Source organism: Eisenbergiella massiliensis (assembly GCF_003435485.1).
Genome location: NZ_QVLV01000013.1, coordinates 113437 through 137169, shown reverse-complemented (window position 1 = coordinate 137169; position 23733 = coordinate 113437). Strand labels below are relative to the sequence as shown.

Below are 23733 nucleotides of genomic sequence, written 5' to 3'. Positions count from 1 at the left end.
GGTATTAGCGTCCGGGCAGCCGGACGTTGATATATAGAAGCCACACACAAAAACTAAGAAAGGGGGATGATTGACATGAAAAAGAAAGTGGCAATTGTTCTTTCAGTAATTCTCGCATGCTCTATGAGCATGACCGCGATGGCGGCTCCCAGCCCGTCCATCCAGAAAGAGCCCGTTGCGCAGGTAGTAGTTAACCCTACTGTCGGCACAGCAGGCAACAATGTTGCAGTACAGGCTACAACTGTTAACAGTGAAAAGTCAGCAGTTCTTCCTGGTACAACCTTCAAGACCGCTAGCGGACAGGTTGTAGATCCTGCTGCAGTAGCAATGGTGGTAGCACCTTCTACAGCAGAGCAGGCTCAGGCAGCAGCAGCATCTCTGGTTGCCGCACTGGCTTCCAGCAAAATGCAGGTAGTTAACTTTACCGGCAAGAGTGCTCTGTCTCTGACAGACACAAAGGGCAATCTGAATGTTGTTAACAACATTACAATTGGCCTGACAACAGCTTCTGGTGAAGCAGTTGCTCAGAACGGATCTGTTTCCGCAGCATTTGCGCTGACAGAAATCCTTGGCGGCACTGCACTGGCTGAAGGGGAAACCATTCAGGCATTATATCAGAGAGCTGACGGTACATGGGTAGCTGTACCTGTAGTTATTAAGAACGGTACGGTTGCAATCGCACTTCCTGCATTCGGCGGTGCTGTAAATGTAACCTTCGTAGTAGCAAAGGGCGCTTCTCTTGAAGATGTTCCGGCTACAACTTCACCCAGAACCTGATAGTTCCGGGCTGAATATTATTTCCAATCAATAAATCAATTTGTGTGGTTTCAAAAACGTCTGGATACCTGAACATCGGGTCCAGGCGTTTTTCCTTTTCAGGGGTGGATTTGGCGCCTGATGTTTTCCAATGATACTTTTAATGATACTCCGTAACTGTTGTACAATTAGGTTTGCACTTAAAATGAACGAAATAGTAATAGTTTGACACAGAGACGCAGCAGTGGAATGAATTGGCAAAAGATACAGAATAGCGTTTTATTGGATTGGAATTATTAGAAAATATGCGATAATACCAATGCCTTTTCTATAATATAGCATAGATTTTCTTTGAAAAAATTATGTGCATAAAGGTATAAATCAAAATGGATAATCATTTTTTTTGTGCACAATAACGGAACAGGTACATGCTGATTGGCAGATGTGCCATATATGGCACATCATTTTCTTCTTCATCAAATCAGAATCTATCGTCTGTAGTAATAAATTAAAAAGTTCGGTAAAATACTACTACAGTTCAGTGGAAAAAGCAATTCTTGCCTGAGGAATATGCTAAACTGAAAAAAATCGAAGTTTGGTAAATTTTGGGAGCAAGGTGCTAATGATGATGGATTATGTAGTTATTATGCGTGGCTTAAGAGAAGACAACGATGTAAAACAAAGGGAGGTGGCGGAGTATCTGAACATAGACCAAAGAGTCTATTCCAGGTATGAGCGCGGGCAGAATGCCATGCCGGTGCGTTTCATTCCTCTGCTTTGTGACTACTATAATGTATCAGCTGATTATCTCTTGGGCAGGACAAGGGAAAAGGATTTCCCCGGAGCCGACAGAAGCCGCAAGCTGGGGACCACCAGGAAAAACGGGTAAGACAAAACTGAAGAGGGTGCATGAAAGCTGGCTCGCTGTGCAAAGCGGCTTTGATGCAGTAAAAAAGAACGGCGCGCGCCGTTCTTTTTTCTGTGCATCATTCTTTTTTCTTGAGAAAAAACGGATGATCGGATATAGTATTAGATATGACGCTTTCTACAGGCAGCGTCATACAACAATCAGAAAAGCAGGAGCAGATGCATATGAAATGTCTTGTGCTGGCGGGCGGCAGGGGAGACCGGCTGTGGCCGCTGTCCAGGAAAAATTATCCCAAGCAGTTTATCAGTATCCAGAAGGATCATTCCATTTTTCAGGAAACGATTGCCAGGAATATTCCCTTCTGTGATGAATTTATCATAGTGACCAATAAAGAATACCAGTTTATCGTGGAAAACCAGATGAAGGCCTTCCAGGGCATCACCTACCGGCTGGTGCTGGAGGAGGTGGGGCGCAAGACGACGGCGGCCATTGTGCTCTCCTGTCTGCAGTTCCCTTTTTCCGAGCTGATGTTTGTGGTGGCAAGCGATCATCTCATCGACGGCCCTACCTACAAGGATGATGTGACGAAGGCTGCGGAGCTGGCAAAGGAAGGGTGGCTTATTACCTTCGGGATGGATATCCGTAAGCCGGAGACCCGTTTCGGATATATCCGCTGTCAGGGTGAGGATGTGGTGTCCTTCATTGAAAAGCCGGATGCGCAGACAGCGGCCTCTTATTTTCAGGCAGGGGATTATCTGATCAACAGCGGCATGTTTTTATTCCGCGTGGGAACGCTGATTCAGGAAATCAGGAAATTCTACCCGTGGCTGTATAATTCCTGTGAGGCGGCTTTTTATATGCGGAAGGTGAAGGGGCGCCATACCTTTTATCCCGCCGGGGTGCTGGAGGGGATACAGGCCGTTCCCATCGAAAAAAGCGTCTTTGAAAAGACCGGGAAAGGGAAGGTGATTCACAGCTCCTTCCAGTGGCAGGATATCGGCAGCCTGGAGGATTTGTCCCTTACCGGTATCCAGAGGGATGAGAGCAATCAGATCGTATACGAAAGCAGGAATACCACGGTGCTCAATCAGAGCGCCCGTCAGATTGTGGTGGCCAATAACCTGGAGGATATCACCATTATCAATACGGAGGATGCCGTTTATGTGGGCCGGACCGGGGAATCTGAAAAGCTGAAGGATATCATGCGGGAGAATCCGGAGGAGCAGCATTATTTTGACCAGGGGCGGGTGATATACAAGCCCTGGGGGACATATGAGCTTCTGAACGTAAATCCCATGTATGTAGTCCGTAAGGTAGTGGTTACCGAAGGAAAGACCATATACGCCCATCAGCATGCCCACCGGACGGAGCACTGGATCCTTGTATGCGGCCGGGCGCGGATTATCCTGGAGGGCGTGGAAGGGGAATATGGGGCCAATGACAGCATTGAGGTCCCGCGGAATACCACGCACCAGATTTCAAATATCGGGAATGAGCCGTTGGTTTTCATGGAGATTTCCACCGGTACCATGGTAGAGGAGCGGGATTTGATTTCCATCCGTTCCCGGGACCTGACGGAGGCGGAGCTGGGGTATCAGACGGAGCCCTTTGTGCGTCTGCTGCCTGCCTTCAAGGATTACCTCTGGGGCGGCACCAGGCTGCGGGATATCTATGGCAAAAAATGTGATTATGAGATTATCGCTGAAAGCTGGGAGCTGTCGGCGCATAAGGAGGGGCAGAGCATTGTGGCCTCAGGAAGGCATAAGGGCCTTCTTTTCTCAGAATACCTGGATCGCATCGGCAAAGAGGGCTGGGGCTGGAAATGCCAGCCTCTGGAGAGGTTTCCGCTTCTGGTCAAGCTCATTGACGCCAGGGAGAACCTGTCCGTGCAGGTGCATCCTGATGATGCCTATGCGCTGGAAAAGGAAAATGAATACGGTAAAAATGAGATGTGGTATATCCTGCAGTGTGAGCCGGATTCCTGCATTTACTGCGGCTTCCGGCGGGATGTGACCCGGGAGGAGGTGGAGCAGGCCGTCCGGGACGATACCATTCTTTCCCTGCTAAACCGCGTGCCCATCAGACAGGGGGAGGCATTCTTTATCCCGGCGGGAACGGTGCATGCCATCGGCAGGGGAAGCCTGATCTGCGAAATCCAGCAAAGCTCCAACTGCACATACCGTCTGTATGATTATAAACGTAAGGACAAGTATGGAAATTACCGGGAGCTTCATCTGGACAAGGCTCTGGCGGTAATGGATTATAACCGGTATGAGGTACAGCGTTTTGACAGCGAGACGATAGAAACACCTGCATATGTGTGCCATATTTTAAGCCGTTGCAAGTATTTTGAATGCATCAGCTGCAGGCTCCATGGAACCTATCAGCTGGAAGGGGACGGAAACTCCTTCTATTCCGTGTTATGTGTGCAGGGAGAGGCGTCCCTGCGATGCGGGGAAGGCGGAAACGGCGCGGAGCTGGCGATGAAGGCCGGCGACAGTGTCTTTATTCCCGCCGGGGAAAGAAAATTCCTGCTGGAAGGTGACGGAGAGCTGATTATCACTCATATTTAAAAAGCTGTTCCGGCGAACCTGCATGTGCCGGAAATGATACTGGCCGGAAATACATCGGTTGGAAACTGACCAGCCGGAAACCGTAACCGGTCGACCTATCTGTAATCAAAGACTGCGCCGAATCCCTTTCCCTGGATTCGGCGCAGCCTTTCATGTTATTTTTTCAAAAAAACCGTATATCCCCTGCTGTTCAGCAGCTTCGCCGCCTTTTCAATAGCAGCTTCTTCATAAAACTCAATCCTCAGGACACCGTCCTCCGATTCTCTGTTATGTACAATCCCTATATTTTTGATGCTGATGTTGTTGAGGGCCAGCAGCGTGGCCACAGACGCCAGGGAACCGGCTTCGTCGGGAATTTCCACATTTACCGTATAAACCTTCTTAATCGGCCCGCTGGAGGCGTCTATGAAGGAATCCCGGTAATTCCGGGCGCAGTCAAAGAAGTCATACAGATGGCCGGCGTCGTGCCTGTCAATTTCATCCTTTACCTTTTCCAGGGAGCTGATATAGCGTTCCAGCAGCCGGGAGATATTTTCTCCGTTGGTGAGGCAGATCTGCTGCCACATGACGGTGGAGGAGGAAGCGATGCGGGTGATATCCTTAAAGCCTCCTGCCGCAACCAGCTTCATGATGCCGTCCTCATTGTCGCTCGACTTTACCAGATTTACCAGGGAGGAGGCGATTACATGTGGCAGATGGCTGATGGCCGCCGTCACATAATCGTGCTGCCTGTAGTCCAGAATCAGAGGAATGGCGCCCATGGCCTTTACCAGCGCGGCATAGCGTTCCAGCTGCCTGCGGGGGACATCCCGGGTGGGGGTCAGGATATAATAGGCATTTTCAAGAAGAGAAGCTTTGGAGTTCTGGTAGCCAATCCGCTCGCTGCCAGCCATGGGATGCCCGCCGATGAAGCAGGAGGTCAGGCCCAGCTGTTCGATGTGCTCGTGGATCGTGGTTTTTACGCTTCCCACATCGGTGAGGATACAGCCGTTCTCTTCCGCATTCAGAAGAAAAGAACGGATGAGCAGCAGATTACTGTCATTCTGGGAGACGGGGGCGCATAAAAATAAAAAGTCGCAGCTGGTAAATGCAGCGCCGTTGTCTTCTCCGATATGATCTGTGATTTCGTCTGCAGTGCCCTCTGCAAGGGCCAGCTTCAGCGTTGCAGGATCGGTGTCGCAGGCGCGGATAAAGCAGCCGGGATAAGCGGCGCGGATTGCTTTGGCGATGGAGCCGCCGATCAGACCAAGCCCCAAAAAGGCAAAAGTCATTTGTTCCATGGATGTTTACTCCTTCATTTCCGCACAGACAGCGGGCAGGGAGAGTTTCCTCCTTTACCCGTCCGCGCAGGGTATTTGGCTTCTGATGCGCGGGCCCGCAGAAGAGCCGTCACACGAAAGGAAAGCTTTGTTACCGGAAAGTCCGGCCAGCCAGCCTTGCGTAAGGTGTGAGCTCTTCTGTGAGCCGGGCAAATTTTTCAAAGGTCAGTGACTGAGGGCCGTCGGAGAGCGCATGGGCGGGATCATTATGTACCTCGATCATCAGCCCGTCCGCGCCGCAGGCCACGGCAGCCTTGGCGAGAGGTGAAACATATTTGTATACGCCGGTGGCGTGGGAGGGATCTACGATGACAGGAAGGTGGGTCTTTTCCTTCAGTACGGGAACCGCGCTGAGATCCAGTGTGTTCCTGGTAGTGGTCTCAAAGGTACGGATGCCTCTTTCACATAATACTACATTGGGGTTGCCCTCCGCAATAATATATTCTGCGGCGTTGAGCCATTCGTCGATGGTGGCGCTCAGGCCTCTTTTCAGAAGGACGGGAAGACCGGAACGGCCCGCTTCCTTTAAAAGGATGAAGTTCTGCATGTTTCGGGCGCCGATTTGAATCATGTCCACGTACTTTACTGCGGCTTCAATGGCTTCATTGCTCACCACCTCGCATATGGTTGCCAGCCCGGTTTCCTTTTTGGCTTCCTGCATGTAGCGCAGGCCTTCTTCCTCCAGGCCCTGGAAGGAGTAGGGGGAGGTCCTGGGCTTGTAGGCGCCGCCGCGGAGTATGGTGGCGCCGGCGGCCTTCACCGCATGGGCGATGGACATGAGCTGCTCCTGGGTTTCCACGGCGCAGGGACCTGCCATGATGGTCAGGTTGTCAGGGCCGATTACCGTGGGGCCGACCTGGACGACGGACGGTTCGGGATGGAATTTTTTATTGGCCAGCTTGTAGGTTTCCGTTACGGGGACGATTCGGTCCACATCCTTGAAGCTGATGAGGTTTTCGGTGGACAGACGGCTTTTGTCGCCGACAACGCCGATGATGGTTACCTCTGTGCCCTGGGAAAGATGGGCGTTCAGCCCGCTTCCCTCAATATATTCCTTGATTGCCGTGATACTGGACTCGGCGGCCTGGGGTTTCATTACAATAATCATGGGACGGCTTCCTTTCTTTGATAAAATGCAGATGCGAAGGTATCTAACAGCTGCAAATGTTTTTTAGTCAGTAATAATGCATGCAGCTATTAATATAGCACTTTAACGCGCGAAAGTCAACCGGTTGAGGAAACAGATTCTTGTTAAACAGGAACCGGCCGGAGAAACGGATACTTTTTAAATAAAAACGGATGATTTTTATTTAAAAAAAGCGCAGCGGTTTATGCATTCGGCTGAGGCGGCAGCATGGTATAAGTGGCTTTTCCCTGATTTTACGGGCTTTCGCAGGCCCTTGTGAGAGGCTGGAGATGAAAGAGCGGAATGTCCAAAAAATAACTTGTATAAAATGTTGAAAATTGCTTGTAAAATTTTCTGACATTTAGTAAAATATACCCATGGGGTTCTGGAAGAGAATTTAAGTGGATTGGGGACTTTGACAGAAAACCCGGAAATCGCATAATACGGAGGAATTCAGTATGAACATTTACACAACAGACAAGATTCGTAACGTTGTTCTTCTGGGACATGGCGGATCAGGCAAGACTAGTTTAGTAGAAGCAATGGCGTATTTGTCCGGAATCACATCCAGGATGGGAAAGGTGGCCGATGGAAATACGGTCAGCGATTTTGGCAAGGAAGAGCAGAAGAGAAAATTTTCAATCAGCACGTCCGTTGTCCCGATTGAATGGGAGGGTGTGAAGATTAATATATTGGATACCCCCGGTTTCTTTGATTTTGTCGGTGAAGTGGAAGAAGCAGTCAGCGCTGCGGATGCGGCTATCATCGTTATTTCCGGTAAGGCCGGCGTGGAAGTGGGAACCCAGAAGGCATGGGAGCTGTGTGACAGATACAAGCTGCCCCGTATGGTGTTCGTAACGGATATGGATATCGATAACGCTTCCTACCGTCAGATCGTGGAGGATATGACCAATCTTTACGGAAAGAAGATTGCACCGTTCCATCTTCCCATCCGTGAAAATGAGAAATTTGTGGGATACATCAACGTTATTTCCGAGACCGGCTACAGATGGCAGGGCAAGGAGGTTGTGGAATGTGACATTCCTGAATACAATAAGCCGAATCTTCAGATTTGCCGTGATACGCTGATGGAAGCGGTTGCGGAGACCAGTGAAGAATTCATGGAAAGATATTTTGGCGGCGATACCTTCTCCGAAGCGGAGATCAGAGCGGCGCTGCGTACCAATATCAATGACGGAAGCATCGTTCCCATGTCCATGGGCTCCAACATCCTGGGACAGGGCATCTATACGCTGCTGGATGATATCGTAAAATACCTGCCCAGTCCGGAGGGACGTGAAATCGCAGGCATTAATATGAAGACAAAGGATATTTACCAGGCGAATTATGATTTTGCAAAGGCAAAGAGCGCATTTATTTTCAAGACCATCGTAGATCCTTTTATCGGGAAATATTCTCTGATTAAGGTTTGCTCCGGTGTCCTTAAGACGGATGATACGATGCTCAATTACGATAAGGATATAGAAGAAAGAATCGGCAAGCTTTACGTGCTGCAGGGAAGCAAGCCCATTGAGGTGAGTGAGCTTCATGCCGGGGATATCGGCGCTCTGGCCAAGCTGACGGGAGCGAGAACGGGAAATACTCTTTCCACCAAGGCTACTCCCATTGAATTCGGCAAGGCGGAAATCTCCGTCCCTTATACCTCCAAGAGATATAAGGCTAAGAACAAAGCCGATATTGACAAGATTTCACAGTCTCTGACCAAGATGACCCATGAGGATCTGACACTGAAGGTAGTGAATGATTCTGAGAACCACCAGTCACTGCTTTACGGCATGGGCGATCAGCATCTGGATGTTGTGGTGAGCAGGCTCCTGAATGAATATAAGGTGGAAATCGAACTGAGCCAGCCCAAGGTTGCGTTCCGTGAGACTATCCGCAAGAAATCGGATGTGGAATATAAATATAAAAAGCAGACCGGCGGACATGGACAGTACGGCCATGTTAAGATGAAATTTGAGCCGCTGGGAGATCTGGAAAAGCAGTATGAATTTGCCCAGGAGGTAGTAGGCGGCGCTGTGCCGAAGAACTATTATCCCGCAGTGGAAAAGGGACTTCAGGAATCCGTCCAGAAGGGCCCGCTGGCCGCTTATCCGGTGGTAGGCGTGAAGGCTATTCTGTACGATGGCTCCTACCATCCTGTGGACTCTTCCGAAATGGCATTTAAGATGGCCACAATCCAGGCCTTCAAGAAAGGCTTCATGGATGCGGGACCGATTCTTCTTGAGCCGATTGCTTCTTTGAAGGTTACCGTGCCGGATCAGTATACCGGTGATGTTATGGGTGATTTGAACAAGCGCCGCGGCCGTGTCCTGGGAATGACTCCTATTGCAGGCGGAAAGCAGATCGTTGAGGCGGATGTGCCTATGACGGAGCTGTACGGCTATTGTACGGATCTTCGCTCTATGACAGGCGGCAGGGGAGATTACTCCTTCGCATTTGCCCGTTACGAGCAGGCGCCTTCCGATATTCAGGAGAAGGAAGTAGCAGCGAGAGCCGCTAAGGTTGCGGAAGGAAGCGATGAATAAAGTCTTTTTTAGAGAAGAAAAGCAGTAACTGTGAAGGAAGAACAGTTACGAAAAGGATTATAATATTGGGGTAAGGACGCCGAAGCTGTTGGGGGACAGCTTCGGCGTCCTTTTTTAGTAAATCTATACAAATATGACTGATTGATTCCGAAGTTTAATGCAAAACAAATAAAAACAATAAAAACCACAAATATAATGTTGATTTATGAATGATTTGGGTATATGATAGGAAGGTAAAAAGAAACGTAACTGCGAATGTATTTAACAGCTGCAAAGAAATGAACATATGATGCCCGCGGCCGTCAAACCATGGTACGGCGGGAAGCAGTCTTGTATATGACAGGAAAGGAGATTCCCATGAAGGTTTTGGATTCTAAATTTGTAAAGGATTTTATTAAGATGGCGGACGATGGTTATCATGAAGGCTGGCATGAACGAAACGGCGGCAATCTTTCTTACCGGATTCGGCCGGAAGAGGTGGAGACCATCCGCAGCAGGCTGAGCGACCGCGGCGAATGGACGCCAATCGGCGTGAGCGTACCGGATTTGGCAGGAGAATTTTTCCTGGTGACGGGCACCGGAAAATATTTCCGTAACATCATTGTAGATCCGGAGGCCTGCATTACCATTATAGAGATTGATGAAAAGGGTGAAAATTACCGCATCCGCTGGGGCCTGGTGGAGGGCGGCGGCCCTACCAGCGAACTGCCCACCCATCTGATGAACCATGAGGTGAAGAAGCGGGTGAGCAACGGTAAACACCGGGTTATTTACCATGCCCATACCACCAATGTCATCGCCCTCACCTTTGTCCTTCCGCTGAAGGATGAAATCTTCACCAGGGAGCTGTGGGAAATGGCTACGGAATGTCCGGTGGTGTTTCCTGACGGCGTAGGCGTAATCGGCTGGATGGTTCCGGGAGGAAGGGAAATCGCGCTGGAGACAGGAAAGCTGATGGAGAAGTACGATGCGGTTATCTGGGCACACCATGGCATGTTCTGCTCCGGAGAAAACTTTGACCTGACCTTCGGCCTGATGCATACCATAGAAAAATCCGCTGAGATTTTGATCAAGGTATTGTCCATGAAGCCTGACAAGCTTCAGACGATTACGCCTGACAATTTCCGGGATCTGGCCGGGGCCTTCCATTTACAGCTTCCGGAAAGATTCCTTTATGAAAAAGAAGAGTAACTGTAACCGGACGGTTACCAAGAAGCTGAATATGCTGTGATTATTTGGGAAACTGCCTGTAGGCGCAGCCTTTTCCTGCCGTGGGACGGCAGAAAAGAGGCATGCCGTACAGGCGGTTTTTTTATATGGGAAATCCCTGCCCCATTTTGGTAGCGCATCCGATGATTCCGGGGTTATCAACGGAAAGTGGACGGCAGCAGATGGCAGAATGTGAAAAACATCGCTTTTATATAAAAATGGAAATAAAAAAAGTCTGTATTCTTTTCATAAAAACGGAATTGTATAAAAAAACAAGGAATCTCACATTGCATTTCAGACTGATTTTTATATGATAGAAATAGAGGAACTGTGAGTAGCGGACAGTTGCAAAATGCAGGAAAGGGGACGGGCCCGTAAGGTCTGCCCGGTTCTTCGGCTGCAAAAATATAAGCCTGTATATACGGGCGGACAGGAGAGATGGGATGAAGATAGACTGGAGACAGGCAGAGGCCAGGGATGCTGAAATACTGAGTACAGACGGTGACAGCTGTACCGTACTGTTGGGAGCCGGCGGGGGAGGCATTTCCCTCCCTCAGATAAAGGGGACGGAGGAACGTTATCTCACAGGAGATGTGGAGGTGCTGGAGGAGCATTCCACGGCAATGATGTTCCGCTGCTTTCTTCCGGGGCAGGAGAAGGAGAACCTTTTTATGCGCTTCGGAATCCTGCCGCAGTTCAAAACGAGAATCTGCCTGGATCTGGATTTGCTGGATAACAGGACAATATTTACGAACCGCACGCCGGGCACGCTGAAGCTGGTGGTGCATGGGCAGCGCACGCAGCGGGAAGAGGTGGAACGTTTTGAACTGGGCATGGATGAAATGTTCCATGATGTAAAGGTGCGTTTTGAGAACTTTACCATGTCGGATACCATGCCGGAGGAATTCCCGGTGCCTTCAAAAAAGCTGGTGGATGAATTCGGCCAGTGGCTGGGGAAGGAATGGCCGGGAAAAATCCATTCCAGGGAGGAACTGAAGGAAAAGTATCAGGCGCTGGAAGGAAAGGCTGAGTATCCGTTCCCCGAATGGAATGTGTGGGGCGGTGATAAGACGAGGAAGCTGAAAGAGGGAACCGGCTTTTTCTCTACCTGCAAAACACCGGACGGCAGATGGCATCTTACCGATCCGGAGGGCTGCGATTATTTTTCTCTTGGCCCCTGCGGAACGCGGGCAGGTGAGTGGGGAAGGATTGACAGCTTTGAAAACTGCTGCGAATGGCTTCCGGAGGAGGATGCGCAGTATGCGGAATTTTTTGAGGAAGGCAGCAGGAGGAGGACTGCTTATATGCCGGTGGATCATTACAGGATGGCCAATTTCTCCGGCATGAATCTGAAAAAAATCTATGGGGATGACTGGAAGGAAAAATGGGAAGAGATTTCCTGCCATATCCTGATGAATAACGGTATTAATTCCCAGGGGAATTTTCCGGGGATCGCAGTGAATAACGGCAGAAGCAAAATGGCCTATGTGCGGGAGCTTCCTGATTTCCCGGTTACGGATACGCTGATCTTCAGGGATTTCCCGGATGTGCTGTCTCCGGAATATGAGGAAAAATCCCGCATCTATGCAGAGAAGCTGGAGGAATGGAAGCACGACCCCTGGCTGATTGGATATTTCCTGAGAAATGAACCGGAATTTAATTTTGTGGAAAATCTGGCAATTGCGGACGAGGTGCTGCGTAATCCGGCCCAGACCTTCTGCCGGAAGGGGCTGATTGCATTTTTAAAGGAAAGATATGTGACGATAGAGGCGCTCAATCAGGCCTGGAAAACGGATTTTGGCAGCTTTGCCGCGCTGGAGGGGCCTGTTGCGGACTGCTCCGCCCGTTATCCGGGTTCGCGGAAGGATATCCGGGAATTTTCCGGGAAGCTGATTACGGAGTATATCCGTGTACCGTCCGTGGCCTGCCGGAAAGTGGATCCCAACCATCTGAATCTGGGGCTTCGCTGGTCCAAGGCCTATAACGCGGATATGATGAAGGGGTGGGAGTATTTTGATGTGTTTTCCATCAACTGCTATGACTTCGACCCCACAAGGGACATGGATTTTGTGAAAAATGCGGGCGTGGATCTTCCCATCCTTCTGGGTGAGTATCATTGCGGCGCTCTGGATCGGGGGCTGACGGCCACCGGCCTGAAGGGCGTGGCAAATCAGGAGGAGCGCGGCGTGATGTGGCGGTATTTTGTGGAAAAGGTGGCGGCGCATCCTTACGGCGTGGCCGCACACTGGTTCCAGTATAACGATCAATTCTGCCTTGGCAGGTATGACGGGGAAAATTATCAGATTGGCATGGTGGATGTATGTATGCAGCCCTATCCGGAGCTGATGGATGCTGTATATGAAACCTCAAAGGTGCTGTACCAGGTAAAAAACGGGGAAAAACAGCCCTGTGGCAGAAAACCGCAGCCCATCCCCATGATAGGGTATTAAGCTTATGAGAGAAGAACGTATTTGGCGAAGGCCGCAGATAGTGCCGATGCCGCTGCAGACCGGGGAAATCAGTGAGCCGCAGATATGCTTAAACGGAACTGGCTGGAAGCTGTGCAGTGAGCCAGGAGAAGAATTCTGGAACAGGGAAGCGTCCGGGACCGTATGGGAGGATACACAGGTGCCCATGCAGCGGACTCCTTCCGAACGGGAATATGCGTATGCCTTTGAGCTGGAGATCCCGGAGGCGTGGAAGGGACACCGGATTTTCCTGCGTTTTGACGGGGTGAACTGCAGGACGCGCGTTTTTGTTGACGGCAGGCCTGCGGGAGAGCACTACGGCGGTTTTGTAAGCTGGGATTGTGAGATAACGGAGGAAGCCGCATGCGGAGGGCGGCACTGGCTGGTTTTGGGGGTGACGGATGATCCGGGCGGAATCTGTCCGTTCCATTTCGGGGGTATCATCCGGGATGTGACGCTGTTTGCGCTGCCCCGGACGTATCTGTCCCGGCTGCATGCGGATGTTTCCTTCGACGATACTTATACGGATGCCGGGCTTACGGTTTATACGCAGCTGCAGGGCGGCGGGGGATGCATTTCGCTCTCCTTATGTTCTCCTTCCGGTGAAGAAATCCTTCTGGAAAAGCAGGAGCTGCAGGCCGGGCAGGAGCATACGGAAACTTACCGGGCAGCAAGGCCGCTGAAATGGGACAGTGAACATCCCTATTTGTATACGCTGACGGCCAGCGTGTGGGAGGATGGCCTCTGCACGGAAAAAGCTTCCCGCCGTATCGGCTTCCGTGAGATAAAAAGGGTGGGAAACCAGGTGTTCCTCAACGGCGCTCCCCTGAAGCTGCGGGGGATTAACCGGCACGATATCCATCCCGTAACCGGCAGGGCCATAACCCATGAACTGGTGGAAGCGGATGTGCGGCTTTTCCGGGAGGCCAATATCAATTTTATACGCACCAGCCATTATCCGCCGCGGCCGGACTTCCTGGAGCTGTGCGATGAATACGGGATTTATGTGGAGGATGAAACCGCTGTTGCCTTTCTGGGGCAGGAAATTGACTGCAGGGAAAATGATCCGGAATTTACCTCCCGATTTATGGACCAGTTTGCAGAGCTGATCGAACGGGACAGATCACATCCCTGTGTTATTTTGTGGTCCCTGGCCAATGAGAGCTTCTGGGGAACCAATATCGCCATGCAGAATGCATATGCCCATCAGGAGGATCCCTCCCGTCTCACTATCTTCAGCTATCCAATCACCCAGCATGAGGAGGATGATCGGGCGGATATCTGGAGCATGCATTATGCGGCCTGGGATCAGGCATCCGATGCTTTGGTGGACAGCTTTAACCGCAGCTGCCATGAGCCGCTTCCCTGGCCGGTGCTGCATGACGAATCCACGCATATTCCCTGTTATGACAGAACGGATCAAAGGAGAGATCCGGGGGTGCGGGATTTCTGGGGAGAGACTATAAGCCGTTTCTGGGATAAAATCTGGAATACGCAGGGAGCGCTGGGCTGCGCCATCTGGGCCGGCCTGGATGAGGTGTGGCTTGCTTCCGGCCGCCGTAACCACTGGGGAGCCCCCTGGGGGATCCTGGACGGCTGGCGGCGGAAAAAACCGGAGTTCTGGCATGTGCGTAAGGCTTATTCTCCTATCCATATTACGGGGGAGCCGGCGGCAGAGGGGGACTTTGTTTCTCTTGGCATCGAGAACCGGTTCAATCATACTAACCTGCAGGAGGTGGGGATTGCCTGGCGTCTGGGAGATAGCTCAGGCAGGATGCAGGGGCCGGATCTGCCTCCGGGGGGAAAAGGAAGCCTGTTGATCCCGGCGCCCTTTCTTGCAGGAGAGCAGCTGACTCTGGAATTTACAGATCCCTTCGGCAATCTGGTGGATGATGGGTGCTGGCAGCTGGCGGCCCCTGCTTTGACCCTGCCCGCATTTTCCGGAGGCGCGCCGTCCCTTCGGGAAGCCTGCGGCGGACTGCTGGTGGAGGGCAGACGGTTCCGGTTGTATTTTTCAGGGAAAACGGGACTGATTTCTGCAGGCTATGTAAATGATGTACCTGTGGTTACAGGAGGCCCCTTCCTGCAGCTGACCGGCCTGGCGCTTGCGCCCTGGAAGCTGGAAAAGCTGGAATCGGAAACCGCGGAGAGCTGTGCGGCAGTCAGCATTTCCGGCAGCTATGGAAAGGTGAGTGTACGTTTCCGGATTGCCATCGATAATGAAGGGCTGATGGAAACAACATACGAAATCCTGGAGATGCCTTATCCCAGCCCGCGGAAGCTGGCCATGCGGGTGGGGGATGATACGGATTCCGGCGGTTATGAGGAGGTGGGGATCTGCTTTATGGTGCCCCGGGAGATGGATCTGCTCTCCTGGAGCCGCAGGGGCCTGTGGAATACGTATCCTGACTGGCATATCGGCCGTCTGCAGGGCAGCGCTTTAAAGCATAATCCTTACGGCGTATGCCGGACCGGCGTGGCGCCGGAATGGGATTGGCAGCTGGATGAAAAGGATACGGTACTGTTTGGAAAATATGATACAGGGCGCAGGGGGACGAGAGATTTTTGCAGCATGAAGGCGCATGTCATCAGGGCGGCCATGAGCGCGCAAAACGGCGGTCAGGCATTTACAGTGCTGTCGGACGGAACGGATTGTGTACGCGCACAGCTGACCCACAATCCGGAGGCAGTCATTGGAAAAACAGATGGCCTGGTATCCTATCAGGGCAGCTGGCTTTGCCAGAAAACAGGAAATCTGAGCAGGGAAGGAACGGAAATGTGGTCCAACACCGAAGGGGATGCCTGTATCTGCCATTTTACAGGAACAGGCATTGCCTGGATTTCCAGCTATGATATCCTGGGAGGCATGGCTGAAGTCTATGTGGACGGGGAATTGATGGATGATTCCATTTCCCTGGGCGTGCGTCTGCTGACACCGGGAATTGCGCGGGGCTATGAGAAGGATGCCGGACGTCTCGTTTATGCGGCGGAAGGACTTGCGATGGGAGAGCATACCCTGAAAATTGTTGTGAAGGGAGAACGGGCGCCGGGCTCCATGGGAGCCTATGTCTTTATCGATCATTTCCTTGTTTTCGGGGAAAATGATTATGGGGATACACGGTTGATTATAGACAGCGAGTTTAATTATCCCGAGCTTTCCTGGGGATGCTATACGAAAGAGCCGGTCACCGTTTCCACCGGATACTCCCGGAAGGTTTATACGAAGCTGGGCAATGAGGAATAGGTCAAAAAAAGTCGGATATCCCGCAGAATATTACGGGGTATCTGACTTTGTTTTTTTACCGGAATGAAGTCTGGGCGGGGAGGCTTTCTTTTTGGGGATTTTTTCTCCTTTTGATATAAGCGGCGGCTCCGGCAGTACGGGGGATTTGATTTTATCCCGTGCGAATTCCAGGTAGAAGCTCTGAATTTTCAGCTTATTTTCCTCGTACATATCCAGAGCCTGGTAAAGCTCCTTGTAATAGCCGAACAGGATACGTTTAGTGCGGATGGTTTCCCGCAGGTCGATTTTGCTGTCCACCAGACTGCCCTTTGTTTTTACATAGTAATAAATGGGCCTGGTCTCCACGCGGATATTGGAAACGTATTTCAGGTATTCCAGATTGAATTTGAAATCCTCGCACCAGTCCAGCTCACGGGAAAAGAACAATGCGTTGTCCCGTATGATATCCATGCGGTAAAATTTATTCCAGGTGACGCCATAATAGAAATTGGCGGGGGATTTCATCATATATCTGGCAAACTCCGCCCTGCTCATCAGGCTGGACTCTGGGATATGGCCCTTGATCCAGATTTTTCTGCCAATGACGCGGTAATAATCGGTGATTACCATTTCCGAACCGGTCTGCATGGCCTTCAGCAGGATTTCAGTAGCGTCCCGTGTAATCCAGTCGTCCGCATCCACAAACTGTATGTATTCCCCGCGGGCCAGCTGCAGCCCCAGGTTCCGGCTTTCCGACACACCGGAATTTTCTTTGCGTACAACGCGCAGGCGGGAATCCTTTTTCTGGTATTTGTCAAGGATGACGCGACTGTGATCGGTGCTGCCGTCGTCCACAGCGATAATTTCCAGATGGGTATAGGTCTGCCTGAGCACGCTGCACAGACAGCGTTCCAGGGTTTGCTCCCGGTTATATATGGGAATAATAATGGTAATCAGAGGATTTTCCAATTCCATGCTCTGCCTTTCTTAGTTTTATTTTGCTGTTAAAGCCGCAGTTTTGTTCACGTCCCGCTTTGCTGATGCGGTATGGCTTCGTAACTGTTGCGCTGAACGGACAGTTATATGGCCTGAATTAATGCTGTATCTATTTTAGCATGAGGGAGGGGAAGGAAACAAGAAGAAAAGATGTATGCAACAGCGCGGCATCCCGGTGTGGGCTGGCCGGGTGCGGAAGCATTGCTATGGGAGGAAGATTGTGGTACAATGAACTGGTTTACAGGAACCGCACCAGTTCCTGGCAGGAACTGGTGGAAAGTAATTGCCGGCCCTTTGGCTGCCGGCAGGGAGGAGCTTTTATTATATGAAGAAAGGCGTTTTATACACGATTTTAGGAGTGTTGGCGGCTGCTGTAGCGTTCATTTATTATTATGTGACACTGCCGGCCATCAATATTCATTCCAGCGGGTTCTGGTTTTTCATCATGGCGGCGATTGTGGCTGTGATGGTGGTTTATACGATCCGCAAGGCGGGAAAGGATATGGCGGGAACGGGAGGCGTGGCCCTGCGTTTCAGCCTGAAGGAGCATAAGCCTTTAAAATTTTTGGGAATCCTGCTGCTTTTACTGCTGGCTGCTTACGTAATCGGAAGCATTCTGTCTTCCCCTATCGTCAATGCGAAGAAGTACCAGCAGCTTTTAACGTTGGAAACCCGGAATTTTACGGATGATATCAAGGAAGTGGATTACCGCACGATCCCCCTTTTGGATAAGGATTCGGCGGCGCTTCTGGGAGACAGGAAAATGGGCAGCCTGGTGGAGATGGTGTCCCAGTTTGAGGTGGCTGATGACTATACCCAGATTAACGTAAACGGCGTTCCGGTACGTGTGACGCCGCTGGTATATGCCAGCCCTATTAAGTGGCTGACCAACCAGAAGAACGGAATCCCGGCTTATATGCGTATTGATATGACCACTCAGGATACGGAATGTGTGATGCTGGACGAGGGAATTAAATATTCCAAATCCGAATATTTTAACCGCAATCTTTACAGGCATCTTCGCTTCCAGTTCCCGACCTATATTTTCGGTGATCAGATTTTCTTTGAAATCGATGATAACGGCGTGCCATACTGGGTATGCCCCGTGAAGAAATTCAATATCGGGCTGTTTGGCGGCGAGACCGTGGGAAGAGTAGTGCTCTGCAATGCGGTAACCGGCGAATGCACGGATTATGACGTAGAGGATGTTCCACAGTGGATTGATAAGGTGTATTCCGCAGAGCTTCTGATGCAGCTGTATGATTATCATGGCATGTACCAGCATGGCTTCTTCAACAGCGTGCTGGGACAGAAGGACTGCCTAGTGACCACCAATGGCTACAACTATATTGCGCTGGATGACGATGTCTGGGTATATACGGGCATTACCTCCGTAAACGGTGACCAGTCTAATGTAGGCTTTGTGCTCATAAATCAGAGAACCATGGAAACCAGATTTTACAGGGTGGAGGGCGCCACGGAAATGTCCGCCATGTCCTCCGCGGAAGGGCAGGTACAGAACCTGGGCTACCGGGCCACCTTCCCCCTGCTTTTGAACATTGCGGATGAACCCACTTATTTCATGGCTCTGAAGGATGCCGCAGGCCTGGTGAAAAAATACGCCATGGTAAACGTGCAGAAGTACCAGTGGGTGGCCATCGGAGATACTATACAGGCCTGTGAGAAGAGTTACAACGAACTGCTGAGCACCAACGGCATCGTAAGCCAGAATACTGAAGCATATGTGGATGTTTCCGGCATAATTGAATCCATTTCCCCCGTAGTTCTGGAAGGAACCACCCATTATTACATCTGCATCAAGGGAAATGAGAATATTTTTGATGTGGATCTGTCGGATGACAGCCTGATTGGAATCGTCCGCTATAATCCCGGAGACTCTATCAAATTCCAGTATAAAGACGAAGGCGGCCTGAATCCGGTTAAGACCCTGGAGTAAATTGACTGCCAGGCGCCGGATAAGAGTGACAAAGCTATTGACATTTCCCGGGAAAAAGGATAGAATAATCCCTAGTTTCCGGGAAATTTCAGAAGATTTTCACCGGCAGAAGTAAAAAGAGCAAGAGACATGGAAGAGGAGTAATAAGGAACCTGGCCTTTTCAGAGAGCCGCCGGATGGTGTGAGGCGGTAAGGAGAAGTCCCCAACTCGCCTTGGAGTCCTCCGGGGGAAGCCTGTTCATGCAGGAGCAGGAAAGTAGTCCGGAGCGGGAATTCCCGTTACAGAACAATAAGTGCGTACCGGTTTGCAGTCAAAGCAGACGGTACGAATTAGAGTGGTACCACGGAAACAAGCCCTTTCGTCTCTAACCAGGAAGAAAGGGCTTTTGTTATGCGGCGGGACAGCCTGTATGCGGTTATTAATACGAGGTAATTTTAACAGCGCGGCAGTTGCCCGCCAGCTTTTAAACGGCAGTAAAAAGGAGGAAGCTATGGCAGCACCATACAATCACAGAGAGATTGAAGAAAAATGGCGTAAGGAATGGGAGGCCCATCCCATCAACGTCAACGACGGAAAGAAACCCAAATACTACTGTCTGGACATGTTTCCCTATCCTTCAGGAAACGGACTTCATGTAGGGCATTGGAGAGGCTATGTCATTTCCGATGTGTGGAGCCGTTATAAAATGTTAAACGGCGGCCATTATATCATTCATCCCATGGGCTGGGACGCATTCGGCCTTCCCGCAGAAAATTATGCGATTAAAATGGGAGTTCATCCCGCTGTATCCACGGCGGATAACGTATCCAAAATCAAGAGCCAGATCAAGCAGATCGCCGCTCTGTATGACTGGGATATGGAAGTCAATACCACCGATCCGAATTTCTATAAGTGGACCCAGTGGATTTTTGTAAAAATGTTCAAGGCAGGGCTGGCATATGAGAAGGAAATGCCCATCAACTGGTGTCCTTCCTGTAAGACGGGCCTGGCCAACGAAGAAGTGGTAAACGGTAAATGTGAACGCTGCGGCGCCGAGGTTACCAAGAAGAACCTGAAGCAGTGGATGCTGAAAATCACAGCCTATGCGGATCGCCTGCTGAACGATCTGGACAAGCTTGACTGGCCGGAAAAGGTAAAGAAGATGCAGACCGACTGGATCGGTAAATCCTACGGCGCTGAAGTGGACTTCCCGGTAGAGGGCAGCGATGAGAAGATCACCGTTTACACCACAAGGCCGGATACCCTCCATGGGGCGACCTTTATGGTCCTGGCTCCGGAGCATGCGCTGGCGGCAAAGCTTGCCACCCCTGAAAATAAGGAAGCCGTGGAAAAATATATCTACGAGGCATCCATGAAATCCAACGTGGACAGGCTTCAGGATAAGGAAAAAACAGGCGTGTTTACGGGAACCTATGCCATCAATCCTTTAAACGGCGCAAAGGTTCCGATCTGGCTTTCCGATTACGTGCTTGCAGATTATGGCACGGGCGCGATTATGTGCGTTCCCGCCCATGATGACAGAGACTTTGAATTTGCCAGAAAATTCAATATTCCTATAATCCAGGTAATTGCCAAGGATGGTAAGGAAATCGAAAATATGGAAGAAGCCTATACGGATGCTTCCGGCACCATGATCAATTCCGGCGAATGGAACGGCATGGAAAGCGCGGTGCTCAAGAAAGAAGCACCTGTGATGATTGAAAAAATGGGAATTGGCCGCAAAACAGTTAATTATAAGCTGCGTGACTGGGTATTCTCCCGCCAGCGTTACTGGGGCGAGCCTATCCCGATTGTTCACTGCCCGAAGTGCGGCTGCGTACCGGTGCCGGAGGATCAGCTTCCGCTGCTTCTTCCCGAGGTGGAATCCTATCAGCCTACAGGAACGGGAGAATCCCCTCTGGCCGACATTGACTGGTGGGTAAATACCACCTGCCCTGTCTGCGGCGCGCCTGCGAAGCGAGAGACCAATACCATGCCTCAGTGGGCCGGCTCCTCCTGGTACTTCCTCCGCTATGTGGACAATAAAAACGACAAGGAACTGGTGAGCCGCGAGAAAGCGGACAAATATCTGCCGGTTGATATGTATATCGGCGGTGTTGAGCATGCGGTGCTTCATCTGCTGTATTCCCGTTTCTACACCAAGTTCCTGTGTGATATCGGCGTAATCGATTTTGACGAACCTTTTGTCAAGCTGTTCAATCAGGGTATGATTACCGGAAAGAACGGCATCAAGATGAGCAAGTCCAAAGGAAACGTGGTGTCCCCGGATGATCTGGTAAGAGATTACGGCTGTGACTCCCTGCGTATGTACGAACTGTTCGTAGGGCCGCCGGAGCTTGACAGCGAATGGGACGACAGAGGAATCGACGGCGTAAATCGTTTCCTGAACCGTTTCTGGAATCTGGTTATGGACAATAAGGACAGCGGCGTGCAGGCCACGAAGGAAATGGTGAAGGTACGCCACAAAATGATCCATGAAATCACCACCAGACTGGAAAACTTCAGCCTCAATACGGTAATTTCCGGCTTTATGGAATATACCAACAAAATGGTGGATATGGCAAGAAACGGCGGTATCGACAAGGAAACACTGCAGACGGCGGTAATCCTTCTGGCTCCTTTTGCACCGCATATCGGCGAAGAGCTGTGGCGCCAGCTGGGCGGAACCGATTCCGTATTCCATGCGGTATGGCCGGTAGCCGACAAGGCGGCCATGGCGGATGACGAAAAGGAAGTGGCAGTTCAGGTGAACGGCAAAACCAAGCTGGTTGTCACCGTACCCGTTGATATCAGCAAGGAAGACGCCATTGCGGAAGGCAAGAAAGCGCTGGAAGCAGCAGGCAAGCTGAGCGGCACTGTGGTAAAGGAAATTTATGTTCCGGGCAAGATTATTAATATTGTTGTGAAGCCTTAATATGGCTGAATAAAAGGGCTTACCGGAAACTCTCCGGCAGGCCCTTTTGTATCTGCTGAGGAAATAAATACGGCTCATGGACGGCAGAGAGAATGCCGCAAGCCGGAGATTAAGCAGTAAAGGCAGGTTTCGTAAAATGTCGGAGACAGGAGCTGTTATGAAGGGAGCAAAAATGAGTACAGTACTTATAATAGAGGATGATATGGATCTGCAGGAGGGGCTTGCCTACTCCCTGGAAGCAGAAGGCTATTCGATCATTGCGGCTTCGACCATGGAAGAGGGGGAAGGGCAGTTTAGAAAAAACGCCTGTGATCTCATTCTTCTGGACTGCAACCTGCCTGACGGGAGCGGCTTTGAGTTCTGCGAACGGATCCGCCGCCTGGCACAGACGCCTGTGCTGATGCTCACCGCCCGGGATTCCGAGCTGGACGAGGTGAAGGCCCTGAATCTGGGAGCGGACGACTACCTGACCAAGCCCTTTTCCCTTTCGGTGCTGAAAGCGAGAATCCACAGCCTTCTGCGCCGCAGCCCGGAGCCGCAGAAGCTGTATTCCAACGGTATCACACTGGATAAAGCCGCATGCAGGGTATGGAGGGGAGAGGAAGAGCTTGCCTTCAGCTATCAGGAATACCGGCTGCTGCTTTATCTCATGGAAAATAAAGGGCAGGTGCTGAGTAAGGAGCAGATCCTGTCGCAGCTGTGGGACGGCCAGGGTAGATTTGTGGACGAAAATACGGTGTCTGTGAACATACGCAGGCTGCGGCTGAAAATAGAAAAGGATCCGGCCAGCCCTGAAATCATCCGCACGGTACATGGGCTGGGCTATTTCTGGAGGGAAGGATGATGACTATGCTTTGGTGGTGTATCTGCGGCGCACTGGCGGTCGCAGCCTTTTGGTATTACCGGAAATACAACGAACTTTACCGTGCAGCGGACGGAATGCTGGAGCAGGTGCTCTCGGAAGAACGGATAGAAATCAGCGGGCTGGAAGAGGGCAGGCTGTCCGCGCTGGCGGCCAAATGCCTGCGGGTTCAGGAAAAGCTGAATCTGGAAATCGGGAGGGCGCAGGAAGAAAAGGAGCAGGTAAAGCAGCTGATTTCCGATATGTCCCATCAGCTTAAGACACCGCTGGCCAATGTGCTGCTTTATGTGGAAATGCTCTGCAGGCAGGAGCTTCCTGAGGGCAGGCGGCAGGACTTCCTGGAGAAGCTGCGCAGACAGACGGAAAAAATAGACTGGCTGACAGCTTCCCTGTTCAAGATGGTGAAGCTCGAACAGGGCGTGATTTCTTTCCGGGAAGAGAACGCGGACATCTGCGCCGCGGTCCGCATGGCCGTATTCGCTGTTTATGAAAAAGCCGAAAAGAAGGAGATTGCCATAGAAGCGGAAGGCCTGAGAGAAACGATGCTGTGGCATAACCCGGAATGGACGGCGGAGATCCTGGTGAACCTCCTGGAAAATGCGGTCAAATATTCCCCGCCTCATTCCAAAATAAAAATTGGCCTGCAGCGCTATGAAACCTACAGCCGGATTCTGGTGACGGATCAGGGGATAGGTGTGCGAAGGGACGAGCAGTCCCTGGTTTTTCAGCGGTTTTACCGGGGAAAGGAGGTCCGGGCCCGGGAAGGGGCAGGAATCGGCCTGTATCTGTCCCGCCTGATTGCGGAACAGGAAAAGGGCTATCTGACGGTGGAACCTGCGCCCGGCGGAGGAAGCTGTTTTTCCCTGTTCTTGCAAAACTGTAAGAATCCAGCCCCGGCTTTGTAGCATTTCT

General features: G+C 51.0%; 15 protein-coding genes and 1 other annotated feature. Of the genes, 12 read left to right on the top strand and 3 right to left on the bottom strand.

All coding sequences use genetic code 11. The features are described 5' to 3' along the window. Positions 1 to 75 precede the first annotated feature (75 nt). The 3 genes from DXC51_RS18305 (at position 76) to DXC51_RS18295 (ending at position 4197) form a co-directional block, all read left to right on the top strand. Positions 76 to 777 (top strand): hypothetical protein, encoded by a 702-nt coding sequence (locus tag DXC51_RS18305; protein WP_025490139.1) that lies wholly within the window; start codon positions 76 to 78, stop codon positions 775 to 777. A gap of 601 nt (positions 778 to 1378) precedes the next feature. Beyond that, positions 1379 to 1645 carry a helix-turn-helix domain-containing protein gene (locus DXC51_RS18300; RefSeq protein ID WP_021636779.1) on the top strand — a complete coding sequence of 89 codons (267 nt, stop codon included), beginning with the start codon at positions 1379 to 1381 and terminating at the stop codon, positions 1643 to 1645. 203 nt (positions 1646 to 1848) lie between these two features. Then, positions 1849 to 4197: a type I phosphomannose isomerase catalytic subunit gene (locus DXC51_RS18295; protein WP_025490137.1), complete on the top strand. Its 2349-nt coding sequence runs from the start codon at positions 1849 to 1851 to the stop codon at positions 4195 to 4197. Between the two features lie 155 nt (positions 4198 to 4352). Here the strand turns inward: DXC51_RS18295 and DXC51_RS18290 are convergent, their stop codons facing one another. After that, the gene (locus tag DXC51_RS18290) at positions 4353 to 5477 is read right to left on the bottom strand and encodes a prephenate dehydrogenase (RefSeq protein WP_102288723.1); all 1125 of its coding nucleotides are present in this window, start codon (positions 5475 to 5477) and stop codon (positions 4353 to 4355) included. A gap of 130 nt (positions 5478 to 5607) precedes the next feature. Further along, positions 5608 to 6624 (bottom strand): 3-deoxy-7-phosphoheptulonate synthase, encoded by a 1017-nt coding sequence (gene aroF, locus DXC51_RS18285; protein ID WP_021636775.1) that lies wholly within the window; start codon positions 6622 to 6624, stop codon positions 5608 to 5610. A gap of 476 nt (positions 6625 to 7100) precedes the next feature. Between aroF and DXC51_RS18280 the strand changes: the two genes are divergently transcribed. The 4 genes from DXC51_RS18280 (at position 7101) to DXC51_RS18260 (ending at position 16112) form a co-directional block, all read left to right on the top strand. Beyond that, positions 7101 to 9191, top strand: a complete 2091-nt coding sequence (locus tag DXC51_RS18280) for an elongation factor G (protein WP_021636773.1) — start codon at positions 7101 to 7103, stop codon at positions 9189 to 9191. A 357-nt stretch (positions 9192 to 9548) separates the two neighbouring features. After that, positions 9549 to 10382 carry a rhamnulose-1-phosphate aldolase gene (rhaD, locus tag DXC51_RS18275; protein WP_025490135.1) on the top strand — a complete coding sequence of 278 codons (834 nt, stop codon included), beginning with the start codon at positions 9549 to 9551 and terminating at the stop codon, positions 10380 to 10382. 461 nt (positions 10383 to 10843) lie between these two features. After that, entirely contained in the window at positions 10844 to 12850 is a 2007-nt protein-coding gene (locus DXC51_RS18265) for a beta-galactosidase (RefSeq protein ID WP_117545114.1), read from the top strand. A 4-nt stretch (positions 12851 to 12854) separates the two neighbouring features. Beyond that, positions 12855 to 16112 (top strand): glycoside hydrolase family 2 protein, encoded by a 3258-nt coding sequence (locus DXC51_RS18260; RefSeq protein WP_117545113.1) that lies wholly within the window; start codon positions 12855 to 12857, stop codon positions 16110 to 16112. 30 nt (positions 16113 to 16142) lie between these two features. On the opposite strand, the gene DXC51_RS18255 is transcribed toward DXC51_RS18260, so the two are convergent. Continuing rightward, positions 16143 to 17066: a glycosyltransferase family 2 protein gene (locus DXC51_RS18255; protein ID WP_243003226.1), complete on the bottom strand. Its 924-nt coding sequence runs from the start codon at positions 17064 to 17066 to the stop codon at positions 16143 to 16145. Positions 17067 to 17293: 227 nt separating this feature from the next. Between DXC51_RS18255 and DXC51_RS30305 the strand changes: the two genes are divergently transcribed. From DXC51_RS30305 to DXC51_RS18230, 5 genes are all read left to right on the top strand, one after another. After that, complete coding sequence (locus DXC51_RS30305; RefSeq protein WP_268890977.1) at positions 17294 to 17416, top strand: hypothetical protein; 123 nt, start codon at positions 17294 to 17296, stop codon at positions 17414 to 17416. After that, complete coding sequence (locus DXC51_RS18245) at positions 17413 to 19044, top strand: hypothetical protein (RefSeq protein WP_021636763.1); 1632 nt, start codon at positions 17413 to 17415, stop codon at positions 19042 to 19044. The genes DXC51_RS30305 and DXC51_RS18245 overlap by 4 nt, the downstream gene beginning before the upstream one ends. 121 nt (positions 19045 to 19165) lie before the next feature. Further along, positions 19166 to 19414, top strand: a binding site (T-box leader). Between the two features lie 121 nt (positions 19415 to 19535). Beyond that, entirely contained in the window at positions 19536 to 21959 is a 2424-nt protein-coding gene (gene leuS / locus DXC51_RS18240; RefSeq protein ID WP_025490129.1) for a leucine--tRNA ligase, read from the top strand. Between the two features lie 172 nt (positions 21960 to 22131). Beyond that, positions 22132 to 22803 (top strand): response regulator transcription factor, encoded by a 672-nt coding sequence (locus DXC51_RS18235; protein WP_102290237.1) that lies wholly within the window; start codon positions 22132 to 22134, stop codon positions 22801 to 22803. Beyond that, positions 22800 to 23726, top strand: a complete 927-nt coding sequence (locus tag DXC51_RS18230) for a sensor histidine kinase (RefSeq protein ID WP_243003225.1) — start codon at positions 22800 to 22802, stop codon at positions 23724 to 23726. The genes DXC51_RS18235 and DXC51_RS18230 overlap by 4 nt, the downstream gene beginning before the upstream one ends. The last annotated feature ends 7 nt before the right edge of the window (positions 23727 to 23733 follow it).

Coding starts and splice junctions, on each gene's coding strand:
- DXC51_RS18305 (WP_025490139.1), top strand. CDS start 76: ATGAAAAAGAAAGTGGCAATTGTTCTTTCAGTAATTCTCGCATGCTCT.
- DXC51_RS18300 (WP_021636779.1), top strand. CDS start 1,379: ATGATGATGGATTATGTAGTTATTATGCGTGGCTTAAGAGAAGACAAC.
- DXC51_RS18295 (WP_025490137.1), top strand. CDS start 1,849: ATGAAATGTCTTGTGCTGGCGGGCGGCAGGGGAGACCGGCTGTGGCCG.
- DXC51_RS18290 (WP_102288723.1), bottom strand. CDS start 5,477: ATGGAACAAATGACTTTTGCCTTTTTGGGGCTTGGTCTGATCGGCGGC.
- aroF (WP_021636775.1), bottom strand. CDS start 6,624: ATGATTATTGTAATGAAACCCCAGGCCGCCGAGTCCAGTATCACGGCA.
- DXC51_RS18280 (WP_021636773.1), top strand. CDS start 7,101: ATGAACATTTACACAACAGACAAGATTCGTAACGTTGTTCTTCTGGGA.
- rhaD (WP_025490135.1), top strand. CDS start 9,549: ATGAAGGTTTTGGATTCTAAATTTGTAAAGGATTTTATTAAGATGGCG.
- DXC51_RS18265 (WP_117545114.1), top strand. CDS start 10,844: ATGAAGATAGACTGGAGACAGGCAGAGGCCAGGGATGCTGAAATACTG.
- DXC51_RS18260 (WP_117545113.1), top strand. CDS start 12,855: ATGAGAGAAGAACGTATTTGGCGAAGGCCGCAGATAGTGCCGATGCCG.
- DXC51_RS18255 (WP_243003226.1), bottom strand. CDS start 17,066: ATGGAATTGGAAAATCCTCTGATTACCATTATTATTCCCATATATAAC.
- DXC51_RS30305 (WP_268890977.1), top strand. CDS start 17,294: ATGGGAGGAAGATTGTGGTACAATGAACTGGTTTACAGGAACCGCACC.
- DXC51_RS18245 (WP_021636763.1), top strand. CDS start 17,413: ATGAAGAAAGGCGTTTTATACACGATTTTAGGAGTGTTGGCGGCTGCT.
- leuS (WP_025490129.1), top strand. CDS start 19,536: ATGGCAGCACCATACAATCACAGAGAGATTGAAGAAAAATGGCGTAAG.
- DXC51_RS18235 (WP_102290237.1), top strand. CDS start 22,132: ATGAGTACAGTACTTATAATAGAGGATGATATGGATCTGCAGGAGGGG.
- DXC51_RS18230 (WP_243003225.1), top strand. CDS start 22,800: ATGATGACTATGCTTTGGTGGTGTATCTGCGGCGCACTGGCGGTCGCA.